The organism is Bacteroides sp. OM05-12, from assembly GCF_003438995.1.
Classification (GTDB): domain Bacteria; phylum Bacteroidota; class Bacteroidia; order Bacteroidales; family Bacteroidaceae; genus Bacteroides.
The window spans coordinates 1-929 of sequence record NZ_QSUN01000057.1 but is presented as its reverse complement, the minus strand read 5'-3'; the positions used below and the strand labels follow the sequence as shown (position 1 = coordinate 929).

Here is a 929-nt window from a genome sequence, read left to right as displayed (position 1 = left end):
TAGTAGTTCAGGACTTCCCTCTGCGTGGCAAGAAAGTTTTCCTGAATATTCGCCGCCGCCGCTGGATGCTGAAGTCTGATAATAGTTATATCAGCCGTAACTGGCGTATGGTGGCTTCAGGTACCCGTTTGACGCAAAATTTTGCGTCTTTTTTAAAAGCATTATATTGATAGTCATCCCGTGAGTTGCAAGCTACTGGGTGAGTTGTATGGCGTTGACGGTGAGTTGTTGGAACGGCAGTACCGTACTCATCTGAGTGATTATTTGCATTGGGAGCAGCTTCCCCATGCTGAAGACTGGCTGTTGTATGAGAAGAATATTGGTGCTTATGTCGGCATTGATGAGGTCGCCCTCTCCCGTGGCGAACTATATACTATTCTGATAAACAAGGAAAGGCATGGCAAGGCCGGTAGTATTATTGCTGTCATAAAAGGTACCGATGCCCGTACGGTAAGCAACGTCCTGCTTAAGCTCTCCCGTCGCTGTCGTTATCAGGTTCGTGAAATAACTCTTGATATGGCTCCCAATATGGAGCTGATAGCACGTACTTGTTTTCCTGCCGCCAAGCGTGTTACCGACCGTTTTCATGTGCAAAAGCTTGCTTATGAAGCTGTTCAGGAGATGCGAGTAAAAGCCCGTTGGGAGGCTCTGGATGAGGAGTCCATCCAGATAGCGCATGCAAAAGCCTGCGGCAAACAATATCATGCTCCTGTTTTTGAAAATGGCGATAGCCGTAAACAGCTGTTAGCCCGTAGCTTATACCTCTTGTATAAAAAAGAATCCCTTTGGACCGTTTCTCAGCGGCAACGTGCAGAAATACTTTTCCGGGAGTATCCGGACATTAAGAAAGCCTATTACCTATCTATGAGGTTAGGATTAATCTATCATCAATGCCGCTTTAAAGATATAGCTTTGACACGCCTTGCCAG

1 protein-coding gene is annotated in these 929 nt (G+C 46.3%); it reads left to right on the top strand.

Annotated elements, in window-relative coordinates; genetic code table 11:
• Positions 1–228: 228 nt before the first annotated feature.
• Positions 229–929 (top strand): transposase (locus DXB63_RS17715; RefSeq protein ID WP_122127705.1); only part of this gene is annotated, 701 nt, incomplete at its 3' end.